The organism is Sphingomonas sp. S-NIH.Pt3_0716 (assembly GCF_003950715.1).
GTDB classification, from domain to species: domain Bacteria; phylum Pseudomonadota; class Alphaproteobacteria; order Sphingomonadales; family Sphingomonadaceae; genus Sphingobium; species Sphingobium yanoikuyae_A.
This window is the reverse complement of the sequence record NZ_QLJK01000016.1, coordinates 80,400-94,604: the sequence shown is the minus strand read 5'-3', so window position 1 is coordinate 94,604 and position 14,205 is coordinate 80,400. Positions and strand designations below refer to the sequence as shown.

Sequence of the window (14,205 nt, the reverse complement as noted above, 5' to 3'; positions counted from 1 at the left end):
ATGGCAAGCACCCCCTGGCATCGTGACATTCCCGCGCCGGTCCTGACCCGGCCGGGCGTCGCCGCCATCAAGAAGACCGAAAGCGCCCGGCTGATCCTGGTCGCCCAAATCTTCTATTTCACCTTCCTGATGCTGGTCTTCATCGGCCAGCAGCCCTTCGCCTCGCGCACCCAGGATGAGCTGGTCGCCATGGCGCAGGAAAATAACGGGTCGGACCTGTTCAAGCAGGCGCTGTTCATCGGCTTTGCGATGCTACTGACAGGTGTGCAGCTGATCCGCCGCTATCCGCCACGCTATCGCTTCACGCTCTGGCCGCTGGCCATCATGCTCGCCTGGTTCTTCATCACCTGCAGCTGGGGCGTCGATCCGTTCGTATCGTTCAAGCGGGCGATGCAGCAGCTGATCGTGATCTACATCACTTTCAGCGCGCTCAGCCTGATCGGCCCCGAAAGGCTGCTCCAGGCGCTGCGCTACGCCCTGATCCTGTCCCTCATCATCTGCTGGGTCTCGCTGCCCTTGACCTCCGCGGCGGTCCATCCGCCGACCGAGAGCGACAAGGCACTGATCGGCGCCTGGCGCGGCTTCTTCTTCCACAAGAATATTGCCGGCGCGGTCATGGCGCTCACCTTCATGGTCGCGGCCAATGCCTGGGTCGATACCAAGAAATGGTATTATGCCCTCTTCTCGGTGATGGCCTTCGTCTTCGTGATCGGGACCAAGAGCAAGACCTCGCTCGCCTTGTCCTTCGCCATCCTGGGCGTCTGCGCCGTCTATCGGGCACTGAGCGATTCCACCCAGAAACGGGCAGTGCTGCTGATCATGGTCGCGCTCGGCATGGTCGGGGTGCTGTGGCTCTATGTCGCTTTCCAGCCCGTGGTGGAGCGGATCTTCGCCGATCCCACCTCCTTCACCGGCCGCGTGTCGATCTGGGAAGTCGACCTCGCCTATCTCAAGGACCATCCGTTCCTGGGCGCGGGTTTCGGCGGCTTCTGGCAGGTCGGCGATCGCAGCCCCTCGCTCGATTATCTCAACCAGGCGTTCCAGACGCTGACCGCCCATTCGCACAATGGCTATCTGGAAATCCTGGTGACCACCGGACCGCTGGGCCTCATCATGTTGCTGCTCACCTTCCTGGCGCTGCCTGCCATCTGGTTCCTGACTGGGGCGACGCCGCAGAACCGGCCGATCATGGTGCCCTGCTTCGCGATCTGGGTCTTCGTCCTCTACCAGAATCTGCTGGAAACCTCCTTCTTCGACAAGGATCGGCAGGTCTGGGTGATCTTCTTGGCGGCCATCGCCGCCGCCCACGCCACCTACAAGGCGCGCCCGCTTCCGCAGTGGCGCCGCCGCTTTCTCGCCCGCCCGGAGGCTACCCATGGCTAATGTCGTCATCTGCATCGCGACCTGCAATCGCCCTCAGGGGTTGCGTCGCACGCTTGCCTCGCTCGCGGCACTCGAAACCCGCCACCGGATCGATGTGCTGGTCGCCGACAATGACGCCAGGGAGCAGCAGGGGCTGGCCGTGGTGGAGGCGCTGGCGACATCGGGCTATCGCTGGCCGATCGAGGCGCTGCTGGTGCGCGAACGCGGCATTCCCCTGGTCCGCAATGCCTTGGTCGAGGCGGCGCTTGCCCGGCCCGGTGTCACCCATGTGGCGATGATGGACGATGACGAGGCCGCCTGTCCCGGCTGGATCGACGCGCTGGTGACGGCCGCCGATCGCTGGGACGCCGATGTCGTCGGCGGCGCGGTGCTGCGCGAGATGGACAGCCCGCTGCCCGCCTGGGCCTCGCGCCATCCGCTGCTCCAACCCAAGCGGCGCGACAAGTCCGGTCCGGTCTCGCTGGTCGACAGCACCGCCAATGTCCTGATGTCGGCCCATGCGCTGCGACGCATCGGCGCCCGTCCGTTCGACGAGCGCATGGCGCTCACCGGCGGCTCCGACAAGCAACTCTTCACCCGGATGCAGCGCGCCGGCTTCCGCTTCGCCTGGTCGGAAGAGGCGCTGGTCACGGAGTTGATCCCGGCCAGCCGCGTCACCGCCAAATGGCTGCTGATGCGCGGCTATCGCGTCGGCATGACCGACATGATCGTCGCCCGCACCCATGGCGGCGCCCTTCGTGCAGCGCTCAGCGAAAGCCCCCGTATCGCGGTCGGTTTCCTGGTCGGCGCGGTCGGCCCCCTCACCACATTGGACCGCGGCAAGCGGGTGGAGCGCCTCGGCAAGCTCTATCGCGCCGCGGGCAAAATCGCCGGCCTCACCGGCATCCATTATGAAGAATATCGAAAGGTCCATGGCGCATGACCAACATCCCCTTCTTCTCCGTCGTCATCCCGCTCTACAACCGCGCCGACGTGGTCACCGACACGATCCGGTCGGTACTGGCGCAGGACTGGACCGATTTCGAGATCGTCGTCGTCGATGATGGCTCGCATGACAATCCCGGCCCGGTGATCGAGGCGATCGGCGACCCGCGCCTGCGTTACATCCGCCAGGACAATGCCGGCGGTGGCGCGGCGCGCAATCGGGGCATTCTCGCCGCCGAGGGGCGCTACATCGCCTTCCTCGATTCCGACGACCTGTTCCTGCCCGGCAAGCTGTCGACCATGGCGGAAGCGCTGGCGGGCGACGGCGGCCGCACGGTTCTCTATTCGCGGATGAAGGTCGATCGAGGCGTCGACCGCTACTGGATCCGCCCCGACCGCGGCATTCGGGAAGATGAGGATGTCGGCGAATATCTCTTCTGCGCCAACCAGTTCATGCAGACCTCGACGATGGTCGTACCGACCCGGATGGCCCAGCAGGTGCTGTTCGACCCCGCGCTCAAGAAGGGGCAGGATCTCGACTTCTGCGTCCGGCTTCAGGGCGCCGGCGCGCGCTTCCGGATGATCGAACGGCCGCTCACCATCTGGCTGGACGCGACCGAGGTAGGCCGCACCTCCTATGTGCGCGGCTATGAAACCTCGCTCGACTGGCTCGATCGCTGCGGCCATATGCTGACCAATCGGGCGCGGCGTGGCTATCGCGCCACCGTGCTCGCCTATCATATGGCGCCGATCCGCCCGGTCGCGGCGATCCGCGACCTCGCCATCGGCCTGACCGCGGGCGGCGTGCCGCCACGGGTGATCGCGCGCCAGCTGCTGCGCTCCTACATGCCCAAGTCGCTCTATCGCTCGCTCGTCAACGGCTTCGTCCTGCGCTTCGGCAAGGCCGATGCCCTCAGTAGCGGCGCCCGTTCGTGATGGCGGCCTGGCAACCTCCGTCCGCGCTGCAGGAACAGGCGGCTTCGCCGCTCTTTTCCGTGGTCATCCCGACCTATCAGCGCCGCGACAAGGTGGTCGACGCGGTGCTGTCCGCACTCGACCAGACGATCGCGCTGATCGAGGTGATCGTCGTGATCGACGGATCGACCGACGACACCGAACAGGTGCTGGCCGGGATCGCAGATCCGCGCCTGCGCGTCATCGTCCAGCCCAATCGCGGCGCGTCGGCGGCGCGCAACACCGGGATCGCGCAGGCCCGCGGACGCTACATCGCCTTCCTCGACTGCGACGACCGTTTCCTGCCCCATCATCTGGCAGACCTGCTGCCCCTGCTGCAACAGGACGAGAATGTGGTCGCCTATGGCCAGGTGCTGGTCGATCGGGGCCAGGGCCGCAATTTCCTGAAGCCCCCGCGCGCGATCGCGACCGGCGAGACGATCGATCGCTATCTCATGTGCGATCGCGGCTTCATCCAGACCAGCAGCCTGGCGCTCAGTCGCGGCCTCGCCAACAAGGTCCGCTATCGCGAGGATGTGAAGTTCGGTGACGATACCGACTTTGCCGTGCGTCTGGCGCTGGCCGGCGGCCAGTTCCAGATGACCGCGCGGCCCGGCACGATCTGGGCCGACCGCGATGCCGAACATCGGCTGTCGGCGGTTCGTGGCAGCGTCGGCAGCCTCATCTGGCTGCGCGACCTGCGCCCGCATATCTCGGCCCGTGCCTTTTCCGCCTATATGGGCTGGCATGCCGCCAAGAGCATCTGGCCGACCAGCCGGTTTCAGGCGATGCGCTATTATGTCGGCGCCGTGCTGCGCGGCGCCTTCGGTCCTCGACTGGCCGCGACCGTGCTGATGCAGATCATCCTGCCCGACCCGGTCTATCGCCGGATTTCCGACCGATGGATCGACATGGCCCAGATGGTGGGCGGGAGGCCGCGCCTGTGAAGCGTCGCGAATTTCTGGCCGGTGGCATGGCGCTGGCGGCGACCCTGCCCGCTGGCGTGGCGGCGGCCGCCATGCCGCCCGGCCTCGCCACCCATGCCCGTGCCAAGGGCCGCTATTTCGGCGCGGCGGTCAAGTCGCGCCAGTTGCGCGAGGATGCGGGCTTCACCCAGGCGGTGGCGCAGGAATGCAATATCCTGGTGCAGGAATATGAGCTGAAGCGCGGCACGACCGAGCCCAAGCCGGGCCAATATGATTTCAGCGGTGCCGACCAGATCATCGATTTCGCCCAGAAGCATGACATGCGCGCGCGCGGTCATGCCCTGGTCTGGTATGCCGCCCAGCCCAAATGGCTGGAACCCGCACTGCAGGCCGCCAGCGATCGCGGCCGCCAGAAGCTGATGACCAGCTATATCACCACGGCCATGCCCCGCTATGCCGGCCGCATCCAGGAATGGGACGTGGTGAACGAGGCGCTGGAGCCCAATGACGGCCGCGCCGACGGGATGCGCGCCGACAGCATGTGGATGCAGGCGCTCGGCGAACATTATATCGACATCGCCTTTCACACCGCGCGGGAGACCGATCCCAAGGCGACCCTGTTCCTGACCGATTATGGCATCGAACATGACTCGCCGCGCTGCGAGCGCCGCCGGACCGCGATGCTGAAGCTGCTCGACCGGTTGAAGGCCCGCGACGTGCCAATCGACGCGATCGGCATCCAGGGTCATCTCAAACCCTATAAGGAAGGGTTCAACGAGCGCCGCTTCGCCGATTTCCTCGACCAGTTGCGCGGCTATGGCCTGAAGCTGGAGATTACCGAGTTCGACATTGCCGACATTGGCGGCCCACCCAACCCGGCCAAACGTGACAGCGAAGTTGCCAGTGTCGGCCGGGCCTTCATCGATGTCGCGCTGGACAATCCGGCGATGCAGGCCGTGCTCTGCTGGGGTCTGTCGGACCGCTATTCCTGGCTGTCCAACTACAAGGATTATAAATGGCCCGACGGCCAGTTGTCGCGCGGATTGCCGCTGGACGGTTCCCTGCGCCGCAAGCCGCTGTGGGACGCCATCGCCGCCGCCTTCGACGACGCGCCGCCGGCCGGGAGACATGCCGCATGAGAATTTCCTCGCTCACGGGCCTGCGCGGCATCGCCGCCGTTTCGGTCCTGCTCTACCATATTCCCCATGCGCCGGCCTTTCAGGCCTTCGCGATCCCGCTTTTCTCGCGCGCCTATCTGGCGGTCGATCTTTTCTTCATTCTCAGTGGCTTCGTCATTTCCTACGGCTATTATGACCGGCTCATGCACAATCTGGGGCGGTCCAGCTACATGGACTTCCTGATCAACCGCACCGCCCGCGTCTGGCCGCTGCACCTGATCGTGACGCTGGTGTTCATGGCCCGCATCCTGGTCAATGTCTCGGGAACACAGGCGATCCCGCTCGACCTGCCCAATATCCTCACCAACCTGCTGATGATCCAGAGTTGGGGATGGGGCACGCAGCCGATCGCCGGCAACAGCTGGTCGGTCAGCACCGAGGTCGCCGCCTATCTCCTTTATCCGCTGATCGCGATCATGGCCTTTTCCCGCTGGGCCTGGGCGCAACTGGCACTGTGCGTCGGCATTCTGGTGCTGGTCGCCAGTTCCGGACGCGGCGCCAGTGGCCCCCTGGATGTCAACGATTATGACACGGTGCTGACGCTGCTGCGCTGCCTTGCCGGCTTTGCCCTGGGCGTCCTGACCTATCGCATCCGCGACATGGCGCTGACCCGCAGCCTGCTTGCCGGCCCCGGCCGATTTGCCGCCATATGTGTCATCATCGCTGTCGCCTTGATGCTGCCCCTAGCCGCCGACGTGCTGGTCGTGTGCCTGATGCCGGCGCTGGTCCTCACCTGCTATTATGATGGCGCCGCCGCCCGCGCGGTGATGGCCAACCCGGTCAGCTATCATCTGGGCCTGATCAGCTACTCCATCTATCTGTGGCATCCGCTGGTCCGCGACATCATGGCCCGCGTCATGGGGATCGCCCATCGCCATGGCTTTGTCGGCCATGACTGGATCTTCATCGCCGCCATGCTGGTCGCTACCTGGTTGCTCTGCTGGGCCAGCTATCGGCTGATCGAACTGCCGGGCCACAAGATCATCAAATGGCTGCAACGCGGCGGGCGCGCCCGCCCGACCCCGGTCAAGGTTGCTGCCTGATGCCCGCCGCCCCGACCATCTGGATCGCGATCCCGACGTTCCGCCGGCCGGGCCAGTTGCGCCACCTGCTCGAAAGCCTGGCCGCCGTCGTTCCGCATGACGATGTCCAGTTGCTGGTCGCCGACAACGACCCCGTCGGGCAGGAAGGCGCGATGGTCGCGCACGAGATGCAGGATGACCCCGATTATCCTCTGCCGATCCATATCCTGCATGTGCCGGAGCCCGGCCTTTGCTCGGTCCGCAACGCGATCGTCGCCACCGCACTGGCGGCTCCGGCAATGCAGTATCTGGCGATGATCGATGATGATGAATGGCCGCAGCCCGGCTGGCTCGACGCGCTGCTGGCCTGTCGCGAGATGTGCGGCGCCGATGTGATCGGTGGCCCGGTCGACGCCCATTTCCTGCGACCTCCGCCGCGCGGGGCTCGCGAGGCGCTGGTGTTCCGTGCCGAGGAACGGCCTTCGGGAGCCACCGACATGCTGTGGGCCAGCAACAATCTGCTGCTCAGCCGCAAGGCGCTAGAGGCGCTGCCCGCCCCCTGGTTCGATCCGCGCTTCAATCGCAGCGGCGGCGAGGATCTGGATTACCTCACCCGCCTGCGCGATGCCGGCATCGGTTTCGGCTGGGCTGCAGATGCGCGCGTCAGCGAATGGGTGCCGCCCGAACGGGTCCGGCTCGGCTGGATACTGTCCCGCATGTGGCGGATCGGCTTTACCGAGACGCTGACCCGCCGGAAGCATCGGCCCGGCATCGTCGGCACCCTCACCCTGTTCGGGCGGACGTTGGCGGTGTTCGCGATGCGCACCGCCGGCCTCCTCGCCCTGTTACTGCCCGGCGCGCGACGGGTCGACATCGCCGGGCAGTGGATCAAATGCTGGGGCCGCCTCTATGCCCTGACGGGCCGGGGCAGCCGGGCCTATTATGGCGCGGAATAGACCTTGAAGCTGCGGATGGTCATGTCGCCGCTGCCATCGTCATAGGCACCCGTCGTCTTCACCGCGACATTCATCAGCGGATAGAAGCGGAAGCCCTTGAACGGGTTGACCGACTGGTAGGTTTCCTTGCCGTCGACGAACCAGGTGATGTAGTCACGCTGGATATCGACCGCGAACTTGTGGAAGTCCTGCGAATAGCCCGACAGGCCATAGGCCTGTTCGGTCTGGATGACGATGCCACGCTGGTCATAGCGGGTGCTGTTGGCGCCGACATGGATCGTCTGGCCGACATGGCGATCGAAATCCCAATAGCTCTGATAGCCAAAGCCTTCATAGACATCGATTTCCGGCGGCCAGCCACTGGTCGAGATCAGCCAGAAAGCGGGCCAGGAACCACGCCGATTGGGCATCTTCGCTTCCCACTCATATTGACCATAGCCGATCTGAGAGGCGAGGAAGTTGCGGCCATCCAGGATCGACGCGCCATAATTATAGGTTACGCCCTGATAGCTGATCGGCGTCTTGAGCACCTGGCTGTGCAGCACCAGGCCCTTGTTGCTCCAGTAGACCGGCCCTTCGATCCCCGGATAGGTGGTGGTGTCGACATAGAGGCCGGTCTCGCCATTGCCGGTCTGCGCCCGGCCATGCGACAGGGTCGTGGCCCAGCGATCCCAGCCGCCATCGACCGACCGCTTGTGCGTGTCCTTGAGCAGTTCGAACTGCAGCGTGCCCGAGGCCGCGAAGGTCCGCGCTTCGCGGAAGGTGCCGGTCGCCTTCTCGGTGGCCGCGACATAGGCCTTGGCCGTGACGGTTGCCGTCGACTGCCCCTGCAGTGCGCCCCAGGGCGCCTCTCGCAGTTTCACGCTGAACTGCTGGCCTTCTGTGGCACTGATAACCGGCACTTCCACCGTCTGTTCCAGCGGATCACCCGGCCGGAAGATGACGACGGTGTCGACCGTCTTGTAATTGGTGCCGGACGTGGCCTTCAGCGTGCCGGTGCCGTTCACCGTGGTGATCCGCGCGATCACCGTGTTGGGCGTCGCCCGATCGAGATAGACCGGGACATAGGCGGTGCTGCTGCCCGGCTTGTAGGTGGCGTTGCCGATCCAGAGCGTCGCCTTGCCCGGCAATACCGTGCCATTGGCGAAGTCGAAGTCAGCAAAGCTGTTGCTGGTGCTGCTGGTCGTCGCCGTGCTGGTCGTCGTCGCACTGCTCGCACTGCTGCTGGAGATGGTGACCGTGCCGCTATCGGCCGTGCTGGTCGATGAGTTGCTGGTCGTACTGGTTCCGCCCGACAGGATCGTGGCGGCGCCTGCCGCGAAGACAGACGTAATGATTGCTCCGGCTCCGATCATGGAGCCGGCCGATTTGCTGCGCATAATGCAACCCCCGTTTTGGTGTCCCTAAAGGGTCCGCCACGAGGGTTAACAATTGCTTCCAGACAAGCTCGCCTCGTCGCAAATCAGCCATTTTTGCGACGAGGCGAGGAACTTTTACTCGGCAGCTTCAACCAGCATTTCGGGCTCAGGCGCCATGCCACGGCCAACGCTGTCATAGATAAATCCAGCCGCTTCAGCGACTTCGGGCCGATAGATGTTACGCAGGTCGACCAGGCCATTGCCAGCCATCACGCCGCGCAGGCGCGACAGGTCGAGCGCGCGCAGCGCATCCCATTCGGTGACCAGTACGACGGCCGAGGCTCCCTGCGCCGCCGCATAGGGATCGTGGAAGAAATCGACATTCTGCAGCAGCGGCTGGGCCGCCTCGATCCCTTCGGGGTCGAAGGCACGGATCTGCGCACCGCCGTCCTGCAGTGCCTGGATGATCGACAGCGACGGCGCATCGCGCATATCGTCGGTATTGGGCTTGAAGGTCAGGCCCAGCACCGCAATCGTCTTGCCCCGCACCGATCCGTTGCACACGCCGATCACCTTGCGCGCCATGGCGCGCTTGCGGCTTTCGTTGATCGCGACGGTGGTTTCGATCAGGCGAATGGGCGCGCCGGAATCTTCCGCCGTCTTGACCAGCGCCAGCGTGTCCTTGGGGAAGCAGGAGCCACCATAGCCGGGGCCGGCATGCAGGAATTTCGAACCGATCCGGTTATCCAGGCCAATGCCGCGCGCCACCTGCTGCACATCCGCGCCGACCCGTTCGCACAGTTCGGCCATCTCGTTGATATAGGTGATCTTCATCGCCAGGAAGGCGTTGGCGGCATATTTGATCAGTTCGCTGGTGCGACGACCGGTAAACAGCAGTGGCGCCTGGTTGAGATAGAGCGGGCGATAGACCTCCTCCATCACCGGACGTGCACGCTCGTCCTCGATGCCGACGACGATGCGATCCGGACGCTTGAAATCCTCAATCGCGGCGCCCTCGCGCAGGAATTCGGGATTGGAGGCGACCGCGAACTGGGCGTCGGGATTGGTTTCGCGAATGATCCGTTCGACCTCGTCGCCGGTGCCGACCGGCACGGTCGACTTCGTAACCACAACGGTAAAGCCCTTGAGCGCCCCGGCGATCTCGCGCGCGGCATCATAGACATAGCTGAGGTCGGCATGGCCATCGCCCCGACGCGCCGGCGTACCGACCGCAATGAAGACGACATCGGCGTCTGCCACGGACGTTGCCAGATCGGTCGTGAAGCTCAACCGGCCCGCCTTGACGTTGCGCGCGATGAGATCGGCCAGGCCCGGCTCATAGATCGGCACGCCGCCTTCGCGCAACTTGGCGATCTTGCGCTCATCCTTGTCGACGCAGATGATTTCGTGGCCGAAATCCGCGAGGCAGGCGCCCGATACCAGACCAACATAACCAGATCCGGTCATCACGATCCGCATGACAATTCTCCTTGTCCAATGTGCAAGCTAATCGACAATATGCCCGCAACCGATCGCCCCGACCCGGACAGGACGCGACAGAGCGCTCCGGAAAATCCGGATGCGCGCACCTCTCGCCCTTACAAAGATCGAAGCCCCCGGCCTGCTCGGACAGTTGCCGCGTCAGTGGAACCAGCCACCTGTTGACGCGATGCAGCATAAGTCGGGTCATGACGCTGTTGCAACGCGACTTGGCGCTACGCGGGCACATGTGGACGTGGGGCGAATGGAAAATGCGCCGAACTGCCGCAGCGCGCGGGCACGATTAACCGGATCGGCGGATCAATCCTCGACAATACGCATCAATTTGCGTTCGACAGGCGCCAAGATGCCCTGCAACTCCTGCCCGCGCTTGAGCACATGACCCGCTTCACCCACCAGCGCCCACATGCCCTGACGGTTGCGCAACGCCGGCCGCTTCTCGATCCGATATTCAGGACGCTCGGCAGAACGCCGGAAAGCGGAGAAAATTGCCGCCTCACGCCCCAGGTCCATGGCATAATCGCGCCAGTGTCCGGCGGCGACCATGCGGCCATAGAGATCCATGATCCGCTGCAATTCCAGGCGATCGAACCCGACCTGCCCCTGTTGCTGGCCGTTGGGTGCTGGGAACGGCGTCACATTGGACATCAGGCCCGGCCACGCTCCTTGAACAGGGCGATGTCATCGGCAGGCAGTTCGGGCGCCTGCTTCTGCGCCAGCAACTCGGCCAGCCGTTTCTGCAACTGCTCCACTTCGCACTGCAGCAATTCCAGCTTCTGCTTTTCGGGATCAAAGCAATCGGAGCAGGGCGTGCCATAGGGCAGGAAGTCGCGCTGATAGGCGGTGACATCGACCAGCATCGCGCGTGCGGGAATGCCGACCATGGTCGCGGCCTCCGCCACATCCTTGGTCACCACCGCATTGGCGCCGACACGGGCACGGGCGCCGACACGGACCGGCCCAAGCACCTGCGCGCCCGATCCCACGATCACGCCATTTTCCAGCGTCGGATGGCGCTTTCCGGCGATTCCGTTAGCGGGATCGGTCCCGCCCAGCGTCACATTCTGATAAAGGGTAACATCATCGCCAATCTCTGCCGTCTCGCCGATCACGGTGAAGCCATGGTCGATAAAGAAGCGCTTGCCGATCTTCGCGCCGGGATGAATGTCATTGCCGGTCAGGAAGCGCGACAGATGATTGACCGCCCGCGCCAGGAAATAGAGCCGCACCCGATAGAGACGGTGCGCCACGCGATGGAAGGCCAGCGACCAGATACCCGGATAGAGCAGGATTTCCGCCCGCGATCGCGGCGCAGGGTCGCGCGACTTGACCGAATCCAGATAGGCGATGAGATTACGCAGCATCGAAACGTCCCTGAACGGACCCGCCCTGCTGGCGCGCCCCTTTTACCCTGTTGCCAGCAACATAGAGATTAAGCGGCAATTTTTCCAGAGCGCGCCCTAATTCGCCTTCCCGGCCCAAAACAGAAACTTGCTTGGCGCCTCAAGATATACCAATCATTGAGGTAGACAATTAGAACGAAGGTGTTTGGATGATCGACACATTTATCGCCCATTTTGGCGAAATACTGCCTTTCATCCTGATCGGCTTCGGCGCGCAGATTATCGATGGCGCCCTTGGCATGGCCTATGGCGTGATTTCCAGCACCCTGTTGCTGGCCATGGGCGTGCCACCCAGCCGCGCGTCCGCCAGCGTCCATGCCGCCGAAACCTTCACCACCGGCGTGTCCGCGATCAGCCATATCCTGCACCGCAATGTCGACTGGGGCCTGTTCGCCCGGCTCGTCATTCCCGGCGTGATCGGCGGCGTGGCCGGCGCCTATCTGCTCTCCAATATCGATGGCGCGATCATCAAGCCCTTCGTCCAATTCTATCTGGCAGCGATCGGCATCTACCTGATCTGGCGCGGCTTCCATTTCCCCCCGCACAGCAAGAGCCCGAAATGGGTCGCGCCGCTGGGCCTGGTCGGCGGCTTCATGGATGCGTCGGGCGGCGGGGGCTGGGGGCCGGTCGTGACCTCCAACCTGCTGATCCAGGGATCGAGCCCGCGCCACACCATCGGCACGGTCAACAGCGTCGAATTCATCCTGACCCTGTCGATCAGCCTGACCTTCCTGTTCCATCTGGGCTGGGAAAGCTTCACCACCTACACGATCGGCCTGCTGATCGGCGGCGTGGTGGCAGCCCCCTTCGGCGCCATGCTGGCCCGCCATGTCGCCCCCAAGGTGCTGTTCGTGGCCGTCGGCATCATCCTGACCCTGACCTCTGCCTTCGGCATCGCCAAATATCTTGGTTATATCGGATAATTCGCTTATATTCGGATTTCTAATTCAGGAATCCGATAAATGTCGAACTACATGCCCACGCTCAAACAGCTGCAATATCTGGTTGCGCTGAAGGAACATGGCCATTTCGGCAAGGCGGCCGACAGCTGCTATGTGACCCAGTCCACCCTGTCGGCCGGCATCCGCGAACTGGAATCCCTGATCGGCGTCACGCTGGTCGAGCGAACGCGCCGCGTCGTGCGCTTCACGGCGCTGGGCGATCGCATCGTCGAAAAGGCGCACCGCGTCCTGCGCGAGGCGGAGGAGCTTGCCGCGATCGCCGAGGCGTCGGGCAAGCCGCTGACCGGCGAATTGCGGATGAGCGTCATCCCGACGATCGCGCCCTTCCTGCTGCCGCGCCTGCTGCCCCGCCTGCGGGCCGACCGACCGGAATTGAAACTCTATCTACGCGAGGAAACGACCCAGGCGGCGATCGATTCGCTGCGCCATGGCAATGTCGACTGCGTGCTGATGGCGCTGCCCTATCCGACCGGCGAACTGGACAGCGAAATATTGTTCCAGGATCCGCTCTATGTCGCCTTCCCGCGCGACGATCCGACCAATCCGCCGGACTGGATCAAGCCGGACATGATCGACGAGAACAAGCTGCTGCTGCTGGAAGACGGGCATTGCCTGAAGGACCATGCGCTGGCGGCCTGCAATCGCCCCGACCTGCGCGCCAGCGCGACGATGATGGGCACCTCGCTCCACACGCTTATCCAGATGGTCGACAATGGCCTGGGCGTCACCATGCTGCCGGAAATGGCGCTGGCCGGCGGCATATTGGAACATACCAATATCACCGCGCGCCCGCTGCAGTCCGATCATGCCTGGCGCGACATTGCCCTGGTCTGGCGCAAGAACAGCCCGCGCGAAAAGGAATTCCATCTGCTCGCCGAGATATTGCGCGACGCGGCGGACCATCCCGCAATCCGCGCCAACGCCGCCTGATCGATCAGCGATCCCAATCCTGCGCCTTGGCCTCATCCTCGGCGCGGGGCGCGACCCAGGCGCCTGCGCCATCGGCATAATGCGCCTTCTTCCAGAAGGGCGCGCGCGATTTCAGCCAGTCGATCAGGAAGGCGCAGCTTTCCAGCGCCGCCGCGCGATGCCGTGATGCCGTGCCGACGAACACGATCCGCTCGCCCGGCAGCAGCCGACCATGGCGGTGGATGATCGACAGCCCCAGCAGCGGCCAGCGCGCCATCGCTTCCTCCGCGATCCGTTCGGCCTGGCGCTGCGTCATCGCCGGATAATGTTCCAGTTCCAGCGCCACCAGCCCATCCTCGCCACGGACGATCCCGGTGAAACTGGCCACCCCGCCGCCGCCCAGCGCTTCGAGCGCGGCAAGTTCGGCCGAAATATCGAAATCATCCGCCTGGATGGCGACCCGTTTCATCCACCCGTGACCGGCGGGAACAGCGCCAGTTCCCGCGCCGTGCCGATTGCCTGATCGAAACCGACAAACTGCTGGTCCAGCGCCGCGCGCAACCGAACGGGATCGGCCAGCGCCTCGGCATAGCCACCGCCCTGTGCCGCCAGTCGCGCCACCAATTCCGCTACAGTTTCCTCCGGCGAAGCCAGTTCGACCCGCTCCTCATCACGGCCAATGGCTTCGCGCACCCAGGCAAAATAGACGAGGGTCACAGCCGCCATGCCG

Annotated in this window: 15 protein-coding genes; 9 read left to right on the top strand and 6 right to left on the bottom strand. The window is 64.3% G+C overall.

Annotated features, from left to right (window positions below; all coding sequences use genetic code 11):
• From BRX37_RS14510 to BRX37_RS14480, 7 genes are read left to right on the top strand one after another with little or no spacing between them, the layout of a single operon-like run.
• Nucleotides 1-1,383: an O-antigen ligase family protein gene (locus BRX37_RS14510; protein ID WP_048936566.1), complete on the top strand. Its 1,383-nt coding sequence runs from the start codon at nt 1-3 to the stop codon at nt 1,381-1,383.
• Entirely contained in the window at nt 1,376-2,305 is a 930-nt protein-coding gene (locus BRX37_RS14505; RefSeq protein ID WP_125987831.1) for a glycosyltransferase family 2 protein, read from the top strand. The genes BRX37_RS14510 and BRX37_RS14505 overlap by 8 nt, the downstream gene beginning before the upstream one ends.
• On the top strand, nt 2,302-3,243 hold the full coding sequence (locus BRX37_RS14500) for a glycosyltransferase family 2 protein (RefSeq protein ID WP_037507003.1): 942 nt from the start codon (nt 2,302-2,304) through the stop codon (nt 3,241-3,243). Before BRX37_RS14505 ends, BRX37_RS14500 begins: the two co-directional genes overlap by 4 nt.
• Nucleotides 3,243-4,208 carry a glycosyltransferase family 2 protein gene (locus BRX37_RS14495; RefSeq protein WP_004212417.1) on the top strand — a complete coding sequence of 322 codons (966 nt, stop codon included), beginning with the start codon at nt 3,243-3,245 and terminating at the stop codon, nt 4,206-4,208. Before BRX37_RS14500 ends, BRX37_RS14495 begins: the two co-directional genes overlap by 1 nt.
• Nucleotides 4,205-5,326 (top strand): endo-1,4-beta-xylanase, encoded by a 1,122-nt coding sequence (locus BRX37_RS14490; protein WP_097382946.1) that lies wholly within the window; start codon nt 4,205-4,207, stop codon nt 5,324-5,326. Before BRX37_RS14495 ends, BRX37_RS14490 begins: the two co-directional genes overlap by 4 nt.
• The gene (locus BRX37_RS14485) at nt 5,323-6,408 is read left to right on the top strand and encodes an acyltransferase family protein (protein ID WP_125987829.1); all 1,086 of its coding nucleotides are present in this window, start codon (nt 5,323-5,325) and stop codon (nt 6,406-6,408) included. The genes BRX37_RS14490 and BRX37_RS14485 overlap by 4 nt, the downstream gene beginning before the upstream one ends.
• Nucleotides 6,408-7,343, top strand: a complete 936-nt coding sequence (locus tag BRX37_RS14480; protein WP_125987827.1) for a glycosyltransferase family 2 protein — start codon at nt 6,408-6,410, stop codon at nt 7,341-7,343. The genes BRX37_RS14485 and BRX37_RS14480 overlap by 1 nt, the downstream gene beginning before the upstream one ends.
• Here the strand turns inward: BRX37_RS14480 and BRX37_RS14475 are convergent.
• From BRX37_RS14475 to epsC, 4 genes are all read right to left on the bottom strand, one after another.
• A complete protein-coding gene (locus tag BRX37_RS14475; protein ID WP_486056636.1) occupies nt 7,328-8,722 on the bottom strand; it encodes a family 16 glycosylhydrolase in 1,395 nt (464 codons plus the stop codon). The two genes, BRX37_RS14480 and BRX37_RS14475, sit on opposite strands and share 16 nt — an antisense overlap.
• 114 nt (nt 8,723-8,836) lie before the next feature.
• Nucleotides 8,837-10,180, bottom strand: coding sequence for a UDP-glucose dehydrogenase family protein (locus BRX37_RS14465; protein WP_004212408.1), 1,344 nt, complete (start codon nt 10,178-10,180; stop codon nt 8,837-8,839).
• 321 nt (nt 10,181-10,501) lie between these two features.
• Nucleotides 10,502-10,849, bottom strand: a complete 348-nt coding sequence (locus BRX37_RS14460) for a DUF2794 domain-containing protein (RefSeq protein ID WP_004212406.1) — start codon at nt 10,847-10,849, stop codon at nt 10,502-10,504.
• Nucleotides 10,849-11,565, bottom strand: a complete 717-nt coding sequence (epsC, locus tag BRX37_RS14455; protein WP_125987826.1) for a serine O-acetyltransferase EpsC — start codon at nt 11,563-11,565, stop codon at nt 10,849-10,851. Before epsC ends, BRX37_RS14460 begins: the two co-directional genes overlap by 1 nt.
• Nucleotides 11,566-11,753: 188 nt before the next feature.
• Between epsC and BRX37_RS14450 the strand changes: the two genes are divergently transcribed.
• On the top strand, nt 11,754-12,527 hold the full coding sequence (locus BRX37_RS14450; RefSeq protein WP_004212403.1) for a sulfite exporter TauE/SafE family protein: 774 nt from the start codon (nt 11,754-11,756) through the stop codon (nt 12,525-12,527).
• Nucleotides 12,528-12,566: 39 nt separating this feature from the next.
• The gene (locus BRX37_RS14445; RefSeq protein WP_004212401.1) at nt 12,567-13,496 is read left to right on the top strand and encodes a hydrogen peroxide-inducible genes activator; all 930 of its coding nucleotides are present in this window, start codon (nt 12,567-12,569) and stop codon (nt 13,494-13,496) included.
• Nucleotides 13,497-13,500: 4 nt separating this feature from the next.
• Here the strand turns inward: BRX37_RS14445 and BRX37_RS14440 are convergent, their stop codons facing one another.
• Nucleotides 13,501-13,944: a molybdenum cofactor biosynthesis protein MoaE gene (locus BRX37_RS14440; protein WP_125987824.1), complete on the bottom strand. Its 444-nt coding sequence runs from the start codon at nt 13,942-13,944 to the stop codon at nt 13,501-13,503.
• A complete protein-coding gene (gene moaD, locus BRX37_RS14435) occupies nt 13,941-14,201 on the bottom strand; it encodes a molybdopterin converting factor subunit 1 (RefSeq protein ID WP_097382939.1) in 261 nt (86 codons plus the stop codon). The genes BRX37_RS14440 and moaD overlap by 4 nt, the downstream gene beginning before the upstream one ends.
• Nucleotides 14,202-14,205 lie beyond the last annotated feature (4 nt).

Excerpts from the sequence above, each read along its gene's own strand:
- BRX37_RS14510 (WP_048936566.1), top strand. The coding sequence starts at position 1 with ATGGCAAGCACCCCCTGGCATCGTGACATTCCCGCGCCGGTCCTGACC.
- BRX37_RS14505 (WP_125987831.1), top strand. The coding sequence starts at position 1,376 with ATGGCTAATGTCGTCATCTGCATCGCGACCTGCAATCGCCCTCAGGGG.
- BRX37_RS14500 (WP_037507003.1), top strand. The coding sequence starts at position 2,302 with ATGACCAACATCCCCTTCTTCTCCGTCGTCATCCCGCTCTACAACCGC.
- BRX37_RS14495 (WP_004212417.1), top strand. The coding sequence starts at position 3,243 with ATGGCGGCCTGGCAACCTCCGTCCGCGCTGCAGGAACAGGCGGCTTCG.
- BRX37_RS14485 (WP_125987829.1), top strand. The coding sequence starts at position 5,323 with ATGAGAATTTCCTCGCTCACGGGCCTGCGCGGCATCGCCGCCGTTTCG.
- BRX37_RS14480 (WP_125987827.1), top strand. The coding sequence starts at position 6,408 with ATGCCCGCCGCCCCGACCATCTGGATCGCGATCCCGACGTTCCGCCGG.
- BRX37_RS14475 (WP_486056636.1), bottom strand. The coding sequence starts at position 8,722 with ATGCGCAGCAAATCGGCCGGCTCCATGATCGGAGCCGGAGCAATCATT.
- BRX37_RS14465 (WP_004212408.1), bottom strand. The coding sequence starts at position 10,180 with ATGCGGATCGTGATGACCGGATCTGGTTATGTTGGTCTGGTATCGGGC.
- BRX37_RS14460 (WP_004212406.1), bottom strand. The coding sequence starts at position 10,849 with ATGTCCAATGTGACGCCGTTCCCAGCACCCAACGGCCAGCAACAGGGG.
- epsC (WP_125987826.1), bottom strand. The coding sequence starts at position 11,565 with ATGCTGCGTAATCTCATCGCCTATCTGGATTCGGTCAAGTCGCGCGAC.
- BRX37_RS14450 (WP_004212403.1), top strand. The coding sequence starts at position 11,754 with ATGATCGACACATTTATCGCCCATTTTGGCGAAATACTGCCTTTCATC.
- BRX37_RS14445 (WP_004212401.1), top strand. The coding sequence starts at position 12,567 with ATGTCGAACTACATGCCCACGCTCAAACAGCTGCAATATCTGGTTGCG.
- BRX37_RS14440 (WP_125987824.1), bottom strand. The coding sequence starts at position 13,944 with ATGAAACGGGTCGCCATCCAGGCGGATGATTTCGATATTTCGGCCGAA.
- moaD (WP_097382939.1), bottom strand. The coding sequence starts at position 14,201 with ATGGCGGCTGTGACCCTCGTCTATTTTGCCTGGGTGCGCGAAGCCATT.